At 42.2% G+C, this 21,827-nt stretch carries 15 protein-coding genes; 14 read left to right on the top strand and 1 reads right to left on the bottom strand.

The genetic code is table 11. From position 1 onward, the window contains the following. Positions 1-82 precede the first annotated feature (82 nt). From CS060_RS01300 to CS060_RS01245, 12 genes are all read left to right on the top strand, one after another. Positions 83-721, top strand: coding sequence for a glycoside hydrolase domain-containing protein (locus CS060_RS01300; protein WP_035046760.1), 639 nt, complete (start codon positions 83-85; stop codon positions 719-721). Between the two features lie 69 nt (positions 722-790). Further along, on the top strand, positions 791-1,696 hold the full coding sequence (locus CS060_RS01295) for a chemotaxis protein (protein WP_035046758.1): 906 nt from the start codon (positions 791-793) through the stop codon (positions 1,694-1,696). A gap of 16 nt (positions 1,697-1,712) precedes the next feature. Further along, positions 1,713-3,323, top strand: a complete 1,611-nt coding sequence (locus CS060_RS01290; protein WP_035046756.1) for a diguanylate cyclase — start codon at positions 1,713-1,715, stop codon at positions 3,321-3,323. Between the two features lie 2 nt (positions 3,324-3,325). Further along, the gene (locus tag CS060_RS01285) at positions 3,326-4,360 is read left to right on the top strand and encodes a HEAT repeat domain-containing protein (RefSeq protein WP_035046754.1); all 1,035 of its coding nucleotides are present in this window, start codon (positions 3,326-3,328) and stop codon (positions 4,358-4,360) included. Then, positions 4,353-5,738, top strand: a complete 1,386-nt coding sequence (locus CS060_RS01280; RefSeq protein WP_035046752.1) for a glycosyltransferase family 2 protein — start codon at positions 4,353-4,355, stop codon at positions 5,736-5,738. Before CS060_RS01285 ends, CS060_RS01280 begins: the two co-directional genes overlap by 8 nt. Further along, positions 5,735-8,929 carry a hypothetical protein gene (locus CS060_RS01275; RefSeq protein ID WP_099668602.1) on the top strand — a complete coding sequence of 1,065 codons (3,195 nt, stop codon included), beginning with the start codon at positions 5,735-5,737 and terminating at the stop codon, positions 8,927-8,929. The genes CS060_RS01280 and CS060_RS01275 overlap by 4 nt, the downstream gene beginning before the upstream one ends. Continuing rightward, entirely contained in the window at positions 8,929-9,303 is a 375-nt protein-coding gene (locus CS060_RS01270; protein ID WP_035046750.1) for a response regulator transcription factor, read from the top strand. Before CS060_RS01275 ends, CS060_RS01270 begins: the two co-directional genes overlap by 1 nt. Then, a complete protein-coding gene (locus tag CS060_RS01265) occupies positions 9,287-12,175 on the top strand; it encodes an ATP-binding protein (protein WP_099668601.1) in 2,889 nt (962 codons plus the stop codon). The genes CS060_RS01270 and CS060_RS01265 overlap by 17 nt, the downstream gene beginning before the upstream one ends. A 78-nt stretch (positions 12,176-12,253) precedes the next feature. Further along, entirely contained in the window at positions 12,254-13,720 is a 1,467-nt protein-coding gene (locus tag CS060_RS01260) for a spore germination protein (protein ID WP_035046748.1), read from the top strand. Next, on the top strand, positions 13,717-14,817 hold the full coding sequence (locus tag CS060_RS01255; RefSeq protein WP_052025517.1) for a GerAB/ArcD/ProY family transporter: 1,101 nt from the start codon (positions 13,717-13,719) through the stop codon (positions 14,815-14,817). Before CS060_RS01260 ends, CS060_RS01255 begins: the two co-directional genes overlap by 4 nt. Further along, entirely contained in the window at positions 14,814-15,926 is a 1,113-nt protein-coding gene (locus CS060_RS01250; RefSeq protein WP_082180251.1) for a Ger(x)C family spore germination protein, read from the top strand. Before CS060_RS01255 ends, CS060_RS01250 begins: the two co-directional genes overlap by 4 nt. A 93-nt stretch (positions 15,927-16,019) precedes the next feature. Next, positions 16,020-17,618, top strand: a complete 1,599-nt coding sequence (locus tag CS060_RS01245; protein ID WP_099668643.1) for a putative bifunctional diguanylate cyclase/phosphodiesterase — start codon at positions 16,020-16,022, stop codon at positions 17,616-17,618. A 62-nt stretch (positions 17,619-17,680) separates the two neighbouring features. Here CS060_RS01245 and CS060_RS01240 read toward each other — a convergent pair whose 3' ends face one another. Further along, positions 17,681-18,121 (bottom strand): YkyB family protein, encoded by a 441-nt coding sequence (locus tag CS060_RS01240; protein WP_035046743.1) that lies wholly within the window; start codon positions 18,119-18,121, stop codon positions 17,681-17,683. A gap of 97 nt (positions 18,122-18,218) precedes the next feature. Here CS060_RS01240 and CS060_RS01235 point away from each other — a divergent pair, with 97 nt between their 5' ends. Continuing rightward, complete coding sequence (locus tag CS060_RS01235) at positions 18,219-19,730, top strand: Ppx/GppA family phosphatase (RefSeq protein ID WP_035046741.1); 1,512 nt, start codon at positions 18,219-18,221, stop codon at positions 19,728-19,730. A gap of 2 nt (positions 19,731-19,732) precedes the next feature. After that, on the top strand, positions 19,733-21,820 hold the full coding sequence (locus CS060_RS01230) for an RNA degradosome polyphosphate kinase (protein WP_035046739.1): 2,088 nt from the start codon (positions 19,733-19,735) through the stop codon (positions 21,818-21,820). The last annotated feature ends 7 nt before the right edge of the window (positions 21,821-21,827 follow it).

Raw genomic sequence — 21,827 nt, 5'->3', positions numbered from 1 at the left:
TATTTTCATAAGCTGAAAGTTTTGCTTAGACATGTATCGTTCGCATATATATGGAAAGAAACAAAAAAGGGAGGGAATGGATATGTGGGGCGTCGATTCAGCGGCGAAAGTGACGGAAATGTTGCTTGCTTGTGTAAGAAAAGAATACGGTTTTCCGCAATTTTGGGGAAGATATGTAACGACCGTGCCGAACGTATCGGATGGATTAACGAAAGAAGAAATCGCTTTTATTCGTGGACGCGGCATCAAAATTGCCCCGATTTACAATGCGTTTCGCGAGGCGACACAATACGAAAAAGGAAGAACAGCAGCAAGAAACGCCATTTTTCACGCGCGCAGACTAGGCATTCCGAAAAACAAAGTTATTTTCGCAAACATTGAAGATGAATTTGACGTTGACGCTGCATGGATTCGCGCATGGGTCGATACGTTTTATCCGAGCGGATATCGTCCAGGTATTTATGCCAATCCGACAAAAGGTGCGTTCGGCGAAGCATATTGTGAAGCGGTGAAAAACGACGAACGTGTAGCGCAACAAACGATCATATGGAGCTCTTACCCTCGTCCAGGGGCGACACAAGCAACAAAAGCGCCAACGTTTCGTCCGAACGTGCCAAACTGCCGAGCGAACGTCTGGATGTGGCAATACGGGCGCGATGCCGACCGTTGTGCGATCGATACAAACGTCGCAAATCGAAAAGTAAGCGAGTTTTTATATTAAAATTTTTTTCGTCATATGAAGGAAGTATGATAAAATAACGGTAAATGATGTCGTAATGGAGGATAGTTTATGGAAAATAAAAGCGGAATTTTATTAGAAAGTGGGACGAATGAACTAGAAATTGTCGAATTTTTAATCGGCGACAACCGATTTGCTATTAACGTCATTAAAGTGAAAGAAATTATTCAACCGATTGCGCCAACGAAAGTGCCACATGCGCATCCGTACATTGAAGGCATTATTGAGTTGCGCGGCGAGGTGCTTCCGCTCATCGATTTAGCGAAAGCGCTCGGCTTTGGCCCATCGAACAATCCAGCGCAAGATAAATACATTGTCGCCCAGTTCAATCAGCAAAAAGTTGTGTTTCACGTCCATAACGTCACGCAAATTCATCGCATATCATGGAAACAAATCGAAAAACCGTCGCAAATGTATCAAGGATTGGAAAGCCAAATTATCGGTGTTGTCAAGTTAAACGGAAATATGATTTTACTGCTTGACTTTGAAAAAATCGTTGTAGACATTAACCCGCAATCGGGCATTAACGTCGATCGCGTGAAAAAGCTTGGCAAACGTGAGCGGTCGAATAAAAAGCTTATCGTTGCGGAAGATTCACCGCTATTGCGCAAACTGCTTCACGATACGCTTGCCGAAGCAGGATATGTATACGTTGAGTTTTTTGAAAACGGCGAAGATGCGTTCAACTATTTACAAGCGATCGTGCAAAAAGGAAAGCCAGTTGAAAGCGAAGTGCAATTAGTCATTACGGATATTGAAATGCCGCAAATGGACGGCCATCATTTAACAAAACGTATTCGTGAAGATGACAAATTAAAGCATTTACCAGTTATCATTTTCTCCTCTTTAATTACAGACGACCTTCGTCATAAAGGAGAGCGCGTCGGAGCGACAGCGCAAGTAAGCAAACCTGAAATTGCTGAACTTGTGCAAATGATTGATCAACACATCTTATAAGTAGTAGGGGATCATAATGGATCGTTACGAAAAATATCGTCAACATTTTTTAAAAAATATTCGCAAACGATTAGAAGAATGGGAAACGGTTGATGAAATCGCTCATCAAGACGTTTATCGCCTTCTTCATTCCATCGCTGGCACAGCGGCGATGATCGGTATGACCGATATCGGAAATTATGCACGCAAGTTAATGGAGCAATGGGGCGAAGATGAACAAAAAATATGGAAAACATCAGACGTGAAAGATCGGCTCGCCCCCCTTTTTCAACTTTGTTACGAACAACAAATTGGGGAAGTGGCACAAGGCGAACAAGGAGCGAAACAAGGCGACGAACCGACCGTTTTGCTCATTGATGATGACCCATCGTTTTTAATGTATGTGAAAGAACAGCTCGAACAAAACGGATGGTACGTCGTGGCGATTGCCGATCCGGTAAAAGCGGTCGCTTCGTTTTACGACGTTCGTCCAGATTGCGTTGTCATCGACATTCATATGCAAACGAAAACAGGGTTTGAAGTATTAACGTTTTTAAAAGAAAAATTAAAACAACAATTCGTTCCGATGATTATGGTCAGCATCGATGACCGAAAAGAGACGCGCATGAAAAGCTATGAAATGGGCGCGGACGATTTTATTTCAAAACCGTTTGCGATCGACGAATTTATCGTGCGCATTCGCAGGCAACTTGAGCGGAAACAGTTAATTGACGAGTTGCTTTTATTAGACGAGTTGACGCATGTGTATAACCGAAAATATTTAAAACAAGCGTACGAACAATTAAAAAGCGATTGGCATCGCACGCATGAACCGTTTTGTTTAGCGGTGCTCGATATTGACCATTTTAAACGAGTAAACGACCAATACGGTCATTTAATTGGCGATGTCGTGTTAAAACAATTCGCCGAATTTTTAAAAACGAACGTTCGCGCTCGTGATATTGTCATTCGTTTCGGGGGCGAAGAATTTGTCGTTTTATTGCCAGCGACTGAAGCGTCAGAAGCGTTTCTCGTGTTTGAGCGATTGCGTGAACAATTTGAACGGATGACGTTTCAAAGTGGCGATGTAACGTTTTCGTGTACATTTTCCACAGGTATCGTTGAAGTGACGGACCCAACTAACCCGATCGGTCATTGGATTGAGCTTGCTGATTCTGCATTATATAAAGCAAAACATACAGGAAGAAACTGCGTCGTGCTCGCCAAACAACAAGAAACATCGTATCGTCGCACAGTGAAAGTAGCGATTGTCGATGATGATGCGATCGTGCGCGCGATTGTGGCGGACGTCGTTCAAAAAATGTTCGCGAAAGAAAAAGTGGCGCTTGATTTGCGTACATTTAAAGACGGCGAACAGTTTATCACGTCGGAATGGCATCGTGAAAAAGGATCGTGCCTCGTCATTTTAGACGGCGTCATGCCGAAAATGGATGGGCTTGAAGTGTTGCAACAATTGCGAAGTCAAAAAGACTCATCAAAATATAAAATCATTATGTTAACAGCAAGAAAAAGCGAAAACGATATTGCCCGCGCGCTTGAGCTTGGGGCAGACGACTATATGACAAAACCGTTCAAACTACTTGAGCTTGAAGCAAGAATACGACATATGTTAAAAAGGATGAATTAATTGTGTCCGATTCACTCGTTTTGTTTGCTTGGATTGTAATCAGCTTATCGTTACTGCTGACCGCTATTTTTTCGTATCTCGTGACTCAAAAGGTGAAAGAAAATCGTTGGCGAAAGGAAGTTGAATCGTATAAATCGTTATATGAACCGATTTTACTTCGGTATTTATTTGACGGTCAACACGTGCCTGCACCGCTCGTTTCCGCTCAATATGTTGCGATGATCGAGCTGCTCGATCATTTCATTCTCGTCCTCGATAATGGAGTAAAAGAGCGGGCTACGCTGTTGGCGGAGCAATATTTGTCTACTTATTTGCAAAAGCAACTACATCATCGGCGATTAGGAAGGCGAATGAATGCGCTTTTTTACATTGAAGACTTTCAGCTTACTTCTTTTCTTCCTGAGTTAGAGAAACGATATGATGACAAGGAAACAACGATGATGGAAAAGCGCCAACTGTTAAAAATGTTTGCGCTTTTTCGCCATCCGCACGTCTATGAATATATGAAACATGTAGACGAATCGTTTACGCAATTCGACTATCGCCTCATTTTGTCACGTATGGACGATCATACGTTTACGAAAATGATTGACTATTTTTTTGATTGGGGCGAAAAAATGCAATATGCGTTAATTGATATGATTGGTATTATGCAAAAATTGCCGCATGTTTCGTTTTTGCTTACATTGCTTCGCCACGAACAAAGTGAGTATCGCATTCGGGCGTTAAAAGCGTTAGCTGAAATGGCGTTTCCGCTTGAAGATGACCAACTTCGCATCCATTTGCATTCACAAGTTTGGCAAGAGCGGTTAATGGCGCTTCGGCTATGTGCGCGCATTCGTCAACATACGCTGATCGATATCATTAAACAATTAATGAAAGATCAAGTATTTTCCGTTCGATCGCAAGCGGCGGAAGCGTTGTTGCGCATGCCAAACGGGTTGGCGATGCTCGAACAAATCGCCCAAACATCAGACGATCCGTATGCGCGCGATATGGCAATCGAATGGTTAGAAAGAGGGCGAGAAAATGATTAAACTCGCAGCGATGTTCGTCTTTTTCTTTATGATTGCAGTCATTGTCTTTTATACGTTTTTACTGATCGTCTCATTCATTCAATTGCGCCGCTTGTACGAGTTGGACGAATGGGAACCGTATGAAGAAATGCTCGATGTGAGTTATACAAAACCGGTTTCCATTTTAGTGCCTGCCTACAATGAAGAAGCGGGCATTTTTGCGACGGTGCGCTCCCTTTTAAGTATCGAATATCCAGAGTATGAAATTGTCGTCATTAACGACGGCTCAACAGACGATACGCTCGAGCGGTTGAAGCGGGATTTCGATCTTATTCCGATGAAGCGCGTCATTCGCCAGCAGTTAAAAACGAAACCGATTCGCGCGGTATACCGCTCACGAAAGTTTTCGCATTTATTTGTCATCGACAAAGAAAACGGCGGAAAAGCCGATGCGTTAAATGCCGGCATTAATTTTTCCTCCTATCCATACGTTTGTTCCATTGACGGCGACTCCGTCATTGAACGCCGCGCCTTTTTAAAAGTGATGAAGCCCATTATTGATTCGGATGAAGAAGTAATTGCTTCGGGGGGAAGTGTGCGCATCGCCAACGGCTGTGACATTGAAAAAGGGGAAGTCATTCGCATCGCCCTTTCTCGTCAACCGCTTGTTGTCATGCAAGTGATCGAATATTTGCGCGCCTTTTTAATGGGGCGCATCGGACTAAGCCGCCACAATTTATTGCTCATTGTTTCAGGTGCTTTCGGTGTTTTTTCAAAACAATGGGTCATTCGAGCGGGCGGATATGCCCATACCGTCGGAGAAGATATGGAACTTGTCGTCCGTCTTCATCGCCTTATAAAAGAAACAAACGCCGATAAAAAAATTGTGTACGTGCCTGACCCGGTTTGTTGGACGGAGGCGCCAGAGTCGATGTCGGATTTGCGCAAACAACGTCGGCGTTGGCATCGCGGATTATTTGAAAGCCTTTGGCTTCATCGTCGCATGTGGTTTAACCCGCGTTATGGATCAATTGGACTTATTTCGATGCCATATTTTTTATTGATTGAGTTTTTTGGACCTGTCGTCGAATTGGTTGGTTACATCCTCATCGTCATTTCGCTCATTTTAGGCGACATATATATCGAATTTGCTATTTTACTATTCCTCGTTTCTGTTTTATACGGTTCGATTTTTTCCATGGCTGCGGTGTTGTTAGAAGAATGGACGATTCGGAAATTTTCAAACGTATCAGACGTTGTGCGCCTCTTTTTTTATTCATTGACAGAGACGTTATGGTATCGTCCGCTTACTGTATTATGGCGCTGTGAAGGAATCGTTGACGCGCTTTTAAAACGAAAAGGATGGGGAGAAATGAAAAGAAAAGGTGTGTCGAAATGATGAAACGACAACGATGGTTGATTGCATACGTAATTGTTATTTTTCTTGCCATTTCTTCACCGTATTGGTTATGGAAAATAAAGCCTGAAACGACGTTGAACGTGCTAATCGTGAATAAAACCGTCCCAGACGACACGTATCGCGAGCATGAAGGGCTCGTTTGGTTATTAAACCAACAAAAATATGTAAAGCCAAACGGCGAGCGCTATAAGTTGAACAACGATTACATTGGTTTTATCCCGACGACAAAAAAAGAACGCCCATGGCCGACATCGCTTGAGCCGTACGATGTCATTTATGTCGCGGATACGTACGGCGTATATGAACATGATTTCACAGCGGAAAAAAAGAAAGGGAAACGTTCAAAAAAAGTGTATGGCGGTTTGACAGAACAAGAAGTGAATCGTTTGCACGATGCGATGTTTGAAGGAAATAAAACGCTCATTGCGGAGTTTAACTCGTTTGCGAGCCCGACGGATCGGGCTGTTCGCAATAAATTTTATGCGTTATTAAACGTCGAATGGACGGGCTGGATCGGTCGCTATTTTCCGAAGCTGGAAGATGACGAAGTGCCCGTTTGGGTGAGAGAAAACTATGAAAAACAATACAATACACGATATACATTCACAGGACCAGGCTATGTATTTGTTGATGAATATGATCGACTTGTCATTTTAAATAAAAAAGAAATCGGAAAACAAGGGGTTCTTTTTGCCCCGACAAAAACAGGAGAAAAAGAGCTTCGTATTAGCGGTTCGATCCCATATTCCTATTGGTTTGATATCGTAAAACCAATACATGACGAAGAAGTGCTAGCGACATATACGCTGTCGTTATCGGAACGTGGAAAAGAAAAATTGCAAGCGCTCGGGCTGCCGATGACGTTTCCAGCCATCGTTCACCATCGCAATGCGCGCTATGAGGCGTATTACTTTTGTGGCGATTATGCGGATCAACCGGATGTGCCGGGCATATATCAAACGGTCGGCATCGACGTATGGCGCAAATGGACAGTGCGTCACGACCCGAATAGCACCGCATCGTTTTATTGGAAAGCATATGTTCCGATGATGAAAACGATTTTAAAACATGTGCATGATGACGAAAAACAGAAACGTGAGCGAACGATAGCGAAAACAGACGACGGCATTCAACTTGCTGGACGAGTTGGAGAACAATACATTCAAATTTATAAAAACGGCAAATGGGAAAACATGTTGTTAAAAGGAGTCAATATGGGCATCGCAAAACCGGGTCATTTCCCGGGTGAAACAGCCATTACGAAAGAAGAATATTTTCGATGGTTTAAACAAATTGGGGCGATGCATGCGAATGCCGTTCGGGTGTATACGATTCACCCGCCTGCGTTTTATGAAGCGTTTTACGAATATAACAAAATCGCAAAACAACCTTTATATTTATTCCATGGCGTTTGGATCAATGAAGAAACGTTTTTGCGCACAAACGATGCGCTTGCAAAAGAAAATACGGATGAATTTGTTGCCGAAATGAGACGAACGATCGATATTGTTCACGGTCGTGCGGCGATCCCACCTCGTCCCGGTCATGCGAGCGGCATATACAAATACGACATTTCGCCATATGTGCTCGGCTGGATTTTTGGCGTCGAATGGGAGCCAACCGTTGTTCATGCGACAAATGCAAAACATGCAGGCTTGTCAGATTATCAAGGGACGTATGTGTACACAAAAGGTGCGTCACCGTTTGAAATTTGGCTGGCGCGCATGATCGATGAAGCGATTGCCTATGAAACGAAAACGTACGGATGGCAACGACCGACGAGCTTCACAAACTGGGTGACGACCGATTTGTTAACGCATCCGAGCGAACCGTTAGAAAAAGAAGATTTTGTATCAGTGAACCCGAACGTCATCTATGCGACAAACGCCATGCATAGCGGTATGTTTGCGTCATATCATATTTATCCGTATTACCCAGACTTTTTAAACTATGAGCCGAAATATGTAAATTACATTGACCATCGCGGCAAAAAAAACAACTATGCTGGTTATTTGCACGATATGAAACAAGTGCATCGCATGCCGATTGTCGTCGCTGAATTTGGCGTCCCGTCATCGCGTGGCATGACGCATCGTAACGTATACGGGATGAATCAAGGATTTCATTCCGAACAAGAACAAGGTGTAATCAACAAAAAACTATTTGAAGACATCGTCCACGAGAAGATGGCGGGCGGATTTATTTTCACTTGGCAAGATGAATGGTTTAAACGAACGTGGAACACGATGGATTACGACAACCCGGACCGCCGTCCGTTTTGGTCAAATGCGCAAACGAACGAACAACAATTCGGCTTACTCAGCTTTGATCCAGCAGAAAATGAAACGATGATGATCAAAGTCGATGGGCGAAAAGAAGATTGGGCATTCCAACAAATCGCTCCTGCCTTCCAACAAGACGGGCGCGCGCTCTATATGACGAGCGACGAGCGATACGTATACATTCGTTACGACACAACGGTTAAGCAAGACAAAGACGTATATATATTGTTTGACACGATTCGAGACCAAGGGCAATCGACCATTCTCGATGTGCCGAACGTACGAACAGAAGGCGTCGATTTCGTTCTCCATTTGCGCGGTGAAAAAGAAGGGCGATTATGGGTTGATAGTTATTACGATTCATTTTATTATCATTACGGACACGTCTTAAATATGATTGACCGTTTGTCGTATGCGAACAAAAAAAATAACGGCGTATACCATCCGATTCGTTTGACGCTCAATAAAAAATTACAAATTAAAGGAAAAACGTATCCGTTCGATTTTTATGAAACAGGTGTTATGACGTTTGGTACCGCAAATCCGAATGATGAAGCGTACAATTCTTTAACGGACGTGAGCGTCAGCAAACAAAAAGACGGATATGAAATTCGCATCCCATGGGCGTTGTTAAATGTGAAAGATCCAAGCATGCACGAAGCGATGGGGGATATGTGGAAAAGCGGACTAAAAAGCAGTGAAACGATGGACGGCATTCGTGTCGGCGTATACGAAAAAGAATTTTCATATCCGACCCATTTAGATCCAAACCGTTTTTACCTCTATACATGGGACGGTTGGGAAGAGCCGACATATCACGAACGGTTAAAACGTTCGTACACGATCGTGCAACAAATATATAAGAACGTTGAAGGAGAGAGAAAATAATGGCGAAAATTTTATTAGCGGAAGATGAAGAAGTGTTGCGTATGCTCGTTGTCGATACGTTAGAAGACGAAGGGCATGACATTGATGAAGCGTGCGACGGGGAAGAAGCGATTGAAATGATTAAGCAAAACGACTATGATTTAATTTTACTTGATTATATGATGCCAATATATACCGGGTTAGAAGTTATTCAACAAGTACGAAATATGCCCGATAAAAAACATGTAAAGATTATGATGCTATCGGCGAAAAGCCAACAAGCCGATCAACAACGTGTACTAGACGCTGGCGCTGACTACTTTATGGCGAAACCGTACAGCCCGCTTGAATTAGTGCAACGAATCGAGGAGATTTTACATGGAGAAGATGCGTAACTATTTCCGGCAAAGCTTAGCAAGACAATTTGTCGCGCTCGTCACGAGCTTTTTATTCATCTTTGTGATCGGCTCGGCATCCCTTTTTTCGTATCAATCGTCGTTAACGACGTCATTTGAACGAAAAAAAGAACAAATCGAAACAAAGATGAAATATGCGCAAGAAATTGAACGGGCGTTTAACCAAGCGTTTTCCGATGCGCGCGGCTATTTAGCATTTAATCGGAAAGAATTTAAACTAAGCATTTTTCGCGAACAAGAAAATGTGCAAACGGCGCTCGATGCGTTAGAGTTAACAGCGACGACAAAAGACGATAAGCAATTTATTTTAAAGGCGCGCCAGTTTGCTAATTACTATTTCGTTCAGCTCGTTCCGCAAGCGATTGAAGCGTTTGAAAACGGCAATATGAAAAAAGTATTAAGCTTATCCGAAAACGGTGGAACGGCGTCGATTGAACAATTCCAATTTCAAATGAAAACGTACAAAAATAAATTAACGGAACAGCTTGATCTTGAATTTAAACAATTGCGCGATAATCAAACGACGGCGCAAACGGCGTTTATTTTATTTATTGCGACGATTTTAGCGATTTTAATTACGATTGCGCGCATGATGATGAAAAAAATCGGAAGACCACTCAATGAATTAGCGATTTTGGCTGAAAAAATTGCTAAGGACGAACAAGTCGTCTATGACGTGCGGGAAGCGACGAACCGAGAAGATGAAATTGGGAAACTGGCAGTTGCCTTTAAAAAAATGTTAATGAGCATTCAAGAAAAAGAAGAAAGTTTAATGGCGCACAACGAAGAATTGATGGCGCAGCAAGATGAATTAGAGTTTCAACAAGCCGAGCTCGAACAAGCGTTGGAGACGATGCAAGCGCGCGAACAACAATTAAAACGGCGCAACGACTTCATTAACGGATTATCGAACTCACTTGATAAGCAAGAAGTGTTAAATAGCATTGTAATCCATATGGCGCGTGTCATGGAAGCGGATCGCGGCATGATCGTTTTAATGAACGACGAAAAAACGCATGCCACATTCGGATTGTCGGAATACGGGGTTGAACAATTTTTAACATATATTTATAACGGCTTGCATCAACGACTGTTTGAGCAAAAAAAGCCGTTTATGTTAAAACGAGAAGTCGCAGCTTCTGAAAAAGGGTATCATGAAGAAACGATGTTCGTGCACGACGTCTTTTTGCCTGTCTTGTCGAACGAAAATGACGTGCAAGCCATTTTAGTATTTAGCCGCTTTGGCGGACCGTTTTCTGATGAAGATATTCAAGAATATGTCGGGTTAACGAAACAAATATCGATTTCACTACAAAAAATTGCGCTATACGAACAGTCAGAACAAGCGCGCGAAACGGTACAACATATTTTAAATACGGTGCAAGAAGGCATTCATTTTGTCGACAAGAACGGCAACAGCAAGATCGTCAATAAACAGATGGTTGCACTGCTGCAAAGACAATCGATTGCTGAACTTGAAGGTGCAAGTTACGAACAATGGGCGCGCGGCTTAGTTGAGCAATCTGATGCAGGGAAAACATTGTGCGACTATTTACAGTCGATTATTTTTAACGGCGATGAAGAACGTGAACCGTTTGTGTACCATTTACCGCAAAAACGAAAAGTCATTCAAGTGTACGCCAAGCCGTTATATCGCAATGGGGAGCGACAAGGAACGGTATTTGTTCATCGCGACATTACGAAAGAATTTGAAGTGGACCAAATGAAATCAGAATTTGTCAGCACCGTCAGCCACGAATTGCGCACGCCGTTATCGAGCGTACTTGGCTTTACGGAACTCATGTTGACGAAAGAACTGAAACCTGAACGGCAGAAAAAATATTTAACGACCATTTACCAAGAAGCGAAGCGATTAACAGCGCTCATTAACGACTTTTTAGACGTACAACGAATGGAGTCAGGAAAACAAACGTACGATAAAAAATACGAAAATATCGTTTCTATTATTGAAGATGTGATTGAAACGCAAAAAGTAAATACGACGATTCATCAGTTTCATGTACAAAAAGAAACGAACAACACGACCGTGCTTGGCGATCGCGATAAACTCGCGCAAGTGTTTACGAATTTAATAAGCAATGCGATTAAATATTCACCAGAAGGCGGCAATATTACAGTACGCATATACGAACGAGGCAATCGACTATGCGTCGATGTGCAAGACGAAGGGTTAGGCATTCCAGAAGAAGCGATCCCGAACTTATTTACGAAATTTTATCGCGTCGACAATTCCGACCGTCGCCGCATCGGTGGAACAGGGTTGGGACTAGCGATCGTAAAAGAAATTGTTAAAGCACATGAAGGGGAAGTGAGCGTCACATCGGAATTGAAAAAAGGAAGTACGTTTACTGTCTCGTTGCCGCTTGTCGTTATGGCGAATACAAGGGACGACGAACGCGAAACAGATGAAAAACAAGCGCATGCGCACGTCATTATTGTCGAAGATGATGAAAATTTAGCGGCGTTATTAGAAGCGGAATTAAAAGATAGCGGATTTCGCGTCAAACTCGTCAAAGAAGGAAAAGAAGCGATCGAGCTCATTCAAAAAGAAAAACCGGATGCGGTCGTGTTAGACATTATGTTAGAAGAACATAATGCGTCCGGTTGGGATGTATTAAAAGCGTTAAAGCAAAATGAAGAGCTCGCTCATATTCCTATTATCATTTCTTCGGCGTTAGAAGAACGGGAAAAAGGAATGGCGCTCGGTGCAAATAGTTATTTCGTAAAACCGTATCAACCGAGCCAACTATCGAAAACAATTTTACAAATGTTGTTAAATAAAGAGCGACAAGGAGAAATTTTTGTCCCGCTGAACGAGGAAGCCAATTAAGGTTTCCTCTTTTTTTGTATAAAAAACGTTTGTCATTGCAAACTAGTAAAAAACGAAGCGGAAGAAAAAGGGGGCAAGATGATGTGGTTTTCGAAAAAAAATCGAGTTGATGAGGTTGTGAAACAGCTTGCCCATTCGCCAGATTTCATGTGCCGCCGCATCGAATGTAAAGGAAAAGCGGTATCCGTCCTTTTTTTAAGCAATTTAATTAATCACGCGCATCTTCAACAAAACGTCCTTGCCTTTATTCATGAACAAGAACATATATCCATTGAGCAATTAGCGAGCTGTTTGCCGCTTGGCGCAGTTCGTATATGTGAAACAGAACAAGAAATGGCGTCATATATACGCGACGGCTGGGCGGGCATTTACATCGAAAAAGAAAAGCGCGGTCTCGTCGTCAACATCGCAGAAAAAGTCGAACGGTCGCTTGAAAAAGCAGAAACGGAGTCACTCGTTCTTGGTCCGAAAATGTCGTTTACCGAGTCGATTGATACAAATATTCGCATTTTGCGGCAAAATATTACCGATCAAAAATTAGTGACTGAAAAAATGACGATCGGGGTGCGCAACCCGCTCGATGTGCGCGTCGTATACATTGAAGACATCGCCGATCAAACAAACGTCCAAACGGTGAAGCAACGGTTAGCGGAATTGCGTATTGATGAAGTGATCGATAGCTCCGTTTTAGCGCAACTATTAGACGATCATGCGTATACGATTTTTCCGCAATATTTATTGACGGAACTTCCTGACCGATTAGCGTACAGCTTATTAAAAGGGCGCATCGGCATTTTTGTTGATCGCAGCCCGACGGTCATCATTTGTCCGACGACGTTTTTCAGCTTTTTTGAAACGACGGAAGACATTTATTTACGCTGGACGATGAGCACCGTCTTGCGCGCTGTACGCATGCTTGGCATTTTCGCGTCCATTTTTTTATCACCGTTATATGTCGCGGTTATTACATATCATTACGAAGTCATTCCGTCCGCTTTATTGTTAACGATTGGCGAATCGCGTTCGCGCGTACCATTTCCTCCTGTGATCGAAGCGTTATTTTTAGAATTTATGATCGAGCTATTGCGTGAAGCAGGGGCGCGCTTGCCGACAAAAGTCGGTCAAACGATGGGTATCGTTGGCGGTATCGTCCTCGGACAAGCGGCGGTTGATGCCGGTTTTACGAGCAACGTGCTTATCATTATCGTCGCATTAAGCGCGCTCGGTTCGTTTACAGCGCCAAGTTATGAAATGGGGGCGACGATTCGCATTTTACGCTTCCCAATCATTTTACTCGCGGCGCTTTGGGGGCTCGTTGGCATATTTATTGGCGTGAGCTTGTTGCTTATTCATTTATTAAAACTGACATCGCTCGGGAGGCCATACTTATCGCCTGTTTATCCGTTTCGTTTAGCGGATATAAAATATGCCCTTATCCGTCTGCCACAAAAATTTTATAGCGAACGTCCGAAAACGAACCGCCCGCAAAACTCCCGCCGTTTTTCATGGCGTGAAGCGATGAAACGAAAGGATTTGGATGAATGATGAAAACGCCAAACGAACGGCTATCCGTGAATGCGTATCTCGTTTTTTTTCTCGTCCATACCGCGCAAATGGGGCTCGGCATCGTCGGTGTGCAGCGCGTCATTTTCGTCGAAGCGCGCCAAGATGCGTGGATTGCTGTCCTCATCAGCGGTTTATGGATTCATCTTATCGTTTTTGTCATTTGCCAAACGTTAAAATTGTCGGAACATGACAACATTTTTTCGCTTCATACGTTCGTGTATGGACGCGTGCTCGGTTGGATCGTAAATGCAGCGATTGTCGCTTATTTTTTAATGGCGTATACGTCTATTTTACTCGGTTACGTGGAAATGGCGTTAACGTGGATGTACCCTGATTTTCCGCTTTGGGGCGGCGCGCTTATTTTAGTGCTTTTAACGGTATATGCCCTATATGGCGGCGGGTTTCGGCTCGTGGCTGGCATTAGTTTTTTAACGTTTTTTATGACCATTTGGATCGTCGTTGTCGTTTTTCAACCGCTGAAATATGCGGAGTGGATTCATTTACTTCCGATACTGGAAGCGACGCCGAAACAGATGATGAACGGCGTATTAAAAACGTCTTACACGATGCTCGGCTTTGAAGTGTTATATATCATTTATCCGTTTGTAAAAGAAAAAGAACGCGTCCATCGCTATGCGCAACTTGGCGTGCTATTGACGACGTTTCTCGTTGCTGCAGTGACCGTCGTTGCGATTGCCTTTTTTAGTCCAAAACAACTTGATGTCACCATTTGGGCGTCGTTATCGATGTTTACAATTGTCAAATTTTCGTTCATTGAACGGTTTGAATATATCGTCATTCCGCTTTGGCTGCTCGTCATTTTGCCGAATTTACTTCTGTTTATGTGGGCGATGACGCGCGGGGGAAAAGCGCTTTTTCGTGTCAAACAAAAATATTTGTTATTTGTTTTTGGCTGCCTTTCTTTTTTCGTAGCTACTTTATTTAAACAGCGGGCGACGATTAATGAGTTTATCGATCAAGTCGGATGGTACGGATTTTGGCTAAGCTTCGTCTATCCGTTTTTCTTATATGTTTTTGTGCGCATGAAAACATGGGCAAAGGGGAGCGCCAAATGAAATGGATGATCGTTTGTATGTTGTTATTAAGTGGCTGTGTACAACCGCGCGTGTTAGAACGGCAAGGCATTATTACAGCTGCTGGTTTTGATAAAAAGGGGAAGTTGTATGAAGCAGGTTCGGTCATGCTTTCGTTTCAAACAGCAGGTTCATCGATGTCGGAAGTCATTGAAGCAACAAACAAAACGAGCAAAGGAATTCGCCAAGATTTAGAGGCGCAAACGAGTCATGATTTAGGTTCCGGTCAAATTCGCATCGTTGTGTACGGAAAAGAGCTCGCAGAACAAGAAGGCATTTTTCCGTTAACCGATACGTTGCAGCGCGATGCGAATATCGGGTCGCTCGTGTATTTAGCGATTGGCGAACCGAACGCAAAAACAGTTATAAAAAGTAAAAAGCATGAAGATACGCCCGATATTGGAACATATTTATATCGATTAATTGAAAAAAATTTGCGCAGTGAATCATTGCTTGCAGCTACATTGCATGAGTTTATTCATAGTTATTATGATATCGGCAAAGACCCTGTATTGCCTTGTTTGTCATTGCGTGATGATAAACCGATTATTGAAAAAGTTGCGCTATTTCGCGGAGACAAATTTGTTGGAACAGTGCGGCTCGATGAAAGCTTTTATATTAAAATGCTTGCGTCCGAATATAACACAGGATTGAAAAATATAACGGTGTCTCGAGATGAAGTAGCCCCATTGTTAATCAAGAAAAAGGGGAAAAAAGTGAATATCGTTATGAACGAAATTCGCACGAAACGGAAAATTACACTCGTCAGTCAAAAGCCAGCGCCACATTTTCGTGTCACAGTCAAGATGCAAACAGAAATTTTAGAGATGTCCGAAAAAATGAAGCCGATTATGCAAGCGAACGTCGGCATTCTTGAACGAGCGATTGAAAAACAAATGAAAAAAGAAATCGAGCAGTTATTGGCGAAATTAAAAGCGTACAAAACCGATCCGATCGGTTTCGGGCAAATATATGACCATTCGGTACGGAAATTACAGTTAACGGATAAACAATGGTTGCAACTATATGAAGATGCACGCATGGATATCGATGTGAACGTATCTATTTTACGAACAGGAACAATTGACTAATTTGTGCTTCTTTATGAAAAATTATTTTCAATTGTTGTCGTATATGTTTTAATAAAAAAAGGAGGGAAGAAAACAAAAAGCGAGGATTACAACATGAATGAACAGCAGTTTCTGTACCAACACCCTCCATTGACGAAATGGGAGGCCGTTGGGCAACAGTTTGAACAATGTGCGATTTTTTTTGTTACGAATGAAGATGGAACGATTGTATATATGGACGACTTGTTTATGAAACAGTTGTCACGTCGTTATGGAGTCGTCCAACAATTTGTTGACCGCGCCCATGAAGCTGTTGTTACATTACATACGAACGATACGTGGCGCGGAAGAGCGATCGTTGACCATCGCTCGGCATACATGCATGTATATTCGTTTCGTTCCCATCTCATTTGGACAGGATGCTTTTTGTTAGACGATGACAAATCAGACATATTAACCGGCGTCTTGTCGTACGATTCGTTTCAGCATATGCTTTGCGAGCGTATGAATAAATGTGAGCCATTTGCGTTACTGTCGCTCAATTTAGATCGCTTTAAATTTATTAACGATTTAATTGGGTATCATTGTGGAAATGAGTTGTTAAAGCAAGTGGCAGAGCGGCTACGTCGCTATGAAGGTGGCATTGTCGCAAGACAACATCGCGATCAATTTTTTCTCGCTTTTTATACGACTGATCGAAATGAATTGCGTCGTATTATCAGCGATGTCATTCAACTATTTACGACTCCATTTCAGCTGACTGAACAAGAGCTAACTGTGACGCCAAGCATTGGGGTGAGCGTTTTTCCTCATGATGCAACCGATTGGACAACGCTCATTTCATGTGCCGATTTAGCGCTTGAAATTGCGAAAGAAAATGGGGGAAATACGTACTGCTTTTATACAAACGAATTAAAAAAGACGAATGAAGAAAAACTATACATTCAACATAGCATTCGCAAAGCGTTAAAACAAAATGAATTTATGCTCCATTATCAACCGATTGTCGACATTCAAACAGGCGATATTGTGGCGGTTGAAGCGTTGCTTCGTTGGTTTCATCCAAAGCGCGGTTGGATTTCGCCTGCCACGTTTATTCCGATTGCGGAAGAAACAAATTTAATTCAACCGATTGGCGATTGGGTATTACGAAACGTATGTGAACAAAGTAAAAAATGGAAAGAAAAAGGGCTGCCACATGTCCAAATTGGCGTAAACGTATCGATTAAACAATTTTTGCAAGCGGATTTAGTGAAACATATTGAACACGTGTTGCGAACGTACGATTTAGACCCGTTTTGTTTAAAATTAGAAATTACTGAAAGTATGGCGATGCATCATGTCGATTATGTGCTCGCTCAGCTGCAGTCGTTAAAAAATTTAGGACTGCAACTCGCTGTCGATGATTTCGGGACAGGCTATTCATCGTTAAATTATTTAAAAAAATTGCCGGTCGACATTATAAAAATTGACCGTTCGTTTGTGCAAGATATGGTGAAACATTCATACGACTTATCGATCGTTCGCGCCGTCATTGAAGTGGCGCACAGCTTACAAATGAAAGTCGTTGCCGAAGGGGTGGAAACGGAAGAGCAACTTGCGATTTTAAAACGAGAACGTTGCGACCGCGCCCAAGGCTACTACTTCAGCAAGCCACTTTCAGCAGAACAATTTGAACAATTAGTCCAAAGTAAAAAAGGGCGATCTCATTAAGAGGCCGCCCTTTTGTGTAATATAATAAAGTATGCTTGCTACTTCTCGAAGGAGGCTTGTCCTTATCGAAACGTTTTCCCGAATCGATAGGTACGAAATGGGTCGTACCGTTTTTGCTTTGGCTCGGCATCTTCTGGTGAAATGCCTGTATAGGCTTGTAATAATCGCTTCGCTTGAGACAACGGCATTTTAACAACAGGATTGCGATATGAATCGTCCAACGTACCGAGATGAGGCAAATGCTTGAAGTCTTCTTTTGTTGGAGGTATGTGGAAGTAATACGCACCGATCGCCACAAGCACATCCGATTTTTGTTGGCTGTACTTCGGATTTCGGGAAAAATGAAGCCCGACTTTTTTCGCTTTCCCTTCTTCGAGCATTTTTTCAATCGTTTTTTTCTTTAATAAATACAAGTAAGAAGGGTTTAAAGCCGTTTTCGCATGACGGTTTACAGTAAACAGCGCGACCGACAAATTTTCAACGGTGCATTCGACTGTCTCCATATTTACTCAACTCCTTTTCATTTTGGTACACTTATATTATACACGATTGTTTATGTTTTTGGAAAATTTTCAATTTATTTTTTAGGGAGGTTGAACGTTGAAGTACGGCATTATTGATATTGGCTCAAATACGATGCGTCTCGTCATTTACGAACAAAGTAAGAGCGGTCGTTTACGTGAAAGGGAAAACGTGAAAATTGCCGCTCGTTTGCGCAACTATTTAACAGAAGATGGCTGGTTTACGGAGGAAGGACTGCACGTTCTTTTGGACGGGCTTCTTACGTTTCAAGATGTAACGCGCTTCCATCGGTTGTACGATGTGAAATGTGTTGCAACGGCAACGATTCGTCAAGCGCGCAATCGCGACGACATCGTTCGTATCGTCGCTGAACGAACCGATTTTCGTATTCGTATTTTATCCGAATATGAAGAAGCATACTACGGTTTTTTAGCCGTCATTCAATCAACGTCGTTTCATGAAGGAATTACGATTGATATTGGCGGTGGAAGTACGGAAGTGACGTATTTTTACAATCGTGAACTTGTCGATTATCATAGTTTTCCGTTTGGTGCGCTATCGCTGAAACGCCAATTTGTCGCTGGAAACGTGCCAACGGATGAAGAACTACAAACGTTACGGACATACGTCGAAAAACAATTTCAATCGCTTCCGTGGCTCAAACAACGCCGCTTGCCAATCATTGCGATTGGCGGAAGCGCCCGCAATGTCGTACAAGTGCATCAAATGCTGCAAAACTACCCGATTGCCGGCATTCATCAATATGAAATGAATCGTGAGCATATCATTCAAGTGAAAAAATATTTGCGTTCCCTTACATTTGAACAACTGCAAAAAGTGGAAGCATTATCGAGAGATCGGGCCGATTTAATTATTCCTGCGGTTGAAGTGTTTCAAACGTTATATGAAACGGTCGATGCAACGATGTTTATTTTAAGCCGCAAAGGATTGCGCGACGGTATTTTTTACGAACAGTTTGGACCGATCATTTTTCCCAGCGTATTAGATGAAAGTTTTTTTGAATTAGCCCAAGACTACGAAGTGAATACAAGCCATGTGCAGCACGTATTAAAACTAGTCATCCAACTGTTTGAACAAATGCGTTCGCTCGCTCTTTTCCCATTGACAGGGGAAGACCTCGTTCTATTAAAACGCGCTACCCACGTATTTTATTTAGGACAATATGTCGATGAAGAAGCAAGCAGTCAGCATACGTTTTACCTTTTAGCCAATCGAACGATTGACGGGTTAAGCCATCGCGATCGTGTACAATTAGCTCTCGTCGCTTCGTTTAAAAATAAAACGTTGTTTAAACAATACGTCCAACCGTTTCATGCGTGGTTTACCCGCGCAGAACAAAAAAAGCTTCGTTTTCTTGGCGCCTTATTAAAATTTGCTTATAGTTTAAACGACACAAAACGAAATATTGTCAACCGTCTGCAACTTGAACTTCAACAAGAAACGATCGTCATACACATCTTTTGCAGTCAATCATTTAAGGCGGAAGAGTATCAAGCAGAAAAACATAAAAAACATGTCGAAAAAATGTTAAAACGCCCGATTCAATTACAGTTTCATTTGGAGGGATAAAGATGGATTTAAGCCATCCGCGTTATTACAACAACCGCGAATTAAGTTGGCTTGCGTTTAACGAACGCGTTTTGCAAGAGGCGATGGACGAACGCAATCCGCTATTAGAACGATTGAAATTTTTAGCGATCTTTAGCTCGAATTTAGATGAATTTTTTATGGTACGCGTAGCCGGCTTAAAAGATCAAGTGAAAGCCGGTTTTAACAAGCCAGAAAATAAAGCAGGATTAACGCCGAAAGAACAGTTGAAAAAAATTGCAAAAAAAACGCATGAACTTGTGAAATGGCAGTATGACATGTACAATCGAACGTTATTGCCGATGTTGCAGACAGAAGGGGTATATGTGCTTGCGCCACATGAATGGAACGATGAACAAACACAATATTTACAATCATATTTTATGAAAAATATTTTTCCTGTATTAACGCCGATGGCGGTCGATGCGTATCGCCCGTTTCCGATGTTGTTAAACAAAAGCTTAAATTTAGCAATCGTCCTTGAAGATGATGAAGAAGAGGACGACGATCGAAAAAAATTGGCGATTGTACAAGTACCGTCCGTATTAAGTCGCTTTATTCTTTTACCGACACATAACGACACACACGCTTATGCGTTATTAGAAGATGTCATTACGGCATTTATTCATACGTTATTTAAAGGTTACATCGTTTCATCTGTGACGCAATTTCGCATTACACGCAACGCCGATTTAACGATTCATGAAGAAGGGGCGCGCGATTTATTAAAAGAAATTGAAAAAGAGTTAAAAAAGCGAAAGTGGGGCGCGGCCATTCGGCTTGAAATGAGTAAAAAAGGATTTGACGAGTGGGTGCTCGATTACTTATTAGATGAGCTAGAAATTCATGAAAAAGATGTATACAAAATCGACGGGCCAATTGATTTAACGTTTTTATTTTCGTTTTATCATGAAGTAGCACGCTCTAAAGAACATCTTGTGTTTCAAACACTCATTCCGCAACCACCAAAAGATTTAGATGATGACGAAGACATATTTGAAAAAGCGAAAGAGCACGATTTATTGTTTCATCATCCATATGAATCGTTTGAGCCGGTCATTGATTTTATTTCCGATGCGGCCGATGACCCAGATGTGTTAGCGATTAAACAAACACTGTATCGCGTCAGCGGAGACTCCCCGATTATTGAAGCGTTAAAACGGGCGGCGGAAAACGGCAAACAAGTAACTGTTCTTGTCGAATTAAAAGCGCGGTTTGATGAAGAAAATAACGTGCAATGGGCGAAGGAGCTTGAAAAAGCTGGATGCCATGTCATTTACGGCATGACGCATTTAAAAACACATAGTAAAATTACATTAATCGTTCGGCAAAAACAAGGAAAAATTGAGCGGTTCGTTCATTTAGGCACAGGCAATTATAACGACGCCACTGCGAAAGTGTATACGGACTTCGGCTTTATTACGGCGAACGAGCAATTTGGGGAAGATGCGACAAACTTTTTCAATTACTTAAGCGGTTATATGGAAAAGCCACCGTTTCATCATTTAGTTGTCGCTCCGTTTGATTTACGGCAACAATTTTTACAGCTCATTGATGAAGAAATTCGTTACCATAAACAATACGGTGACGGTCGCATCATTGCGAAAATGAACTCGCTCACAGATAAACAGTTGATCATGAAGCTATATGAAGCGTCGCAAGCAGGCGTAAAAATTGATTTAATTGTGCGCGGCATTTGTTGCTTACGTCCACAAATTGAAGGCGTAAGTGAAAATATTCGCGTTCGCAGCATTGTCGGCCGCTTTTTAGAACATAGTCGTGTCTATTATTTTCACCATCATGGAAAAGAACGCGTCTTCTTATCGTCTGCCGATTGGATGACACGCAATATGGATCGACGTATTGAAATTTTGTTCCCGATTTTCCGACAACAATTAAAAGAGCGGCTCATTGAAGTGTTGCACATTTTGCTTGCAGATAACGTCAAAGCACGTGAACAAAACGAACATGGGGAATATCATTATGTAAAACGCAAAGAAGGAGAAGAAGAAGTCGATAGCCAAATGATATTATTTCAAATGGCGTATGATGTCGCAGATGATGAAGAGTAGGAGATGA

Source organism: Anoxybacillus flavithermus (assembly GCF_002742685.1).
GTDB classification, from domain to species: domain Bacteria; phylum Bacillota; class Bacilli; order Bacillales; family Anoxybacillaceae; genus Anoxybacillus; species Anoxybacillus flavithermus_E.
Note: the sequence above shows the minus strand (reverse complement) of the source record. Positions and strands in the feature narration are given on the sequence as shown.